This is a genomic window from Pseudomonas sp. Sample_16 (assembly GCF_004307665.1).
Taxonomy (GTDB): Bacteria; Pseudomonadota; Gammaproteobacteria; order Pseudomonadales; family Pseudomonadaceae; genus Aquipseudomonas.
Map to the genome: position 1 here is coordinate 1 of NZ_RCOB01000159.1, position 251 is coordinate 251.

Here is a 251-nt window from a genome sequence, read left to right on the forward strand (position 1 = left end):
CGATCAGCGCAAAAAAGCCCGCTGAAGCTCAACACTTCAGCGGGCTTTTTCATTCGCTCATTCCTCAAGGCGCAAAGGGCATCACACGTTTCATGATCGTTCCCACGCTCCGCGTGGGAATGCCTCCTGTGACGTTCTGCGTCACGCTTTGGGACGCGGAGCGTCCCGGCCTGCATTCCCACGCAGAGCATGGGAACGATCAGCGCAAAAAAGCCCGCTGAAGCTCAACACTTCAGCGGGCTTTTTCATTC

The 251-nt window shown here is 56.6% G+C and carries 1 protein-coding gene; it reads left to right on the forward strand.

Features of this window, described 5'->3' with window-relative positions; genetic code table 11:
- The first annotated feature begins 2 nt into the window (after positions 1-2).
- Positions 3-221, forward strand: a complete 219-nt coding sequence (locus D8U69_RS29625) for a hypothetical protein (RefSeq protein ID WP_241668678.1) — start codon at positions 3-5, stop codon at positions 219-221.
- Positions 222-251 lie beyond the last annotated feature (30 nt).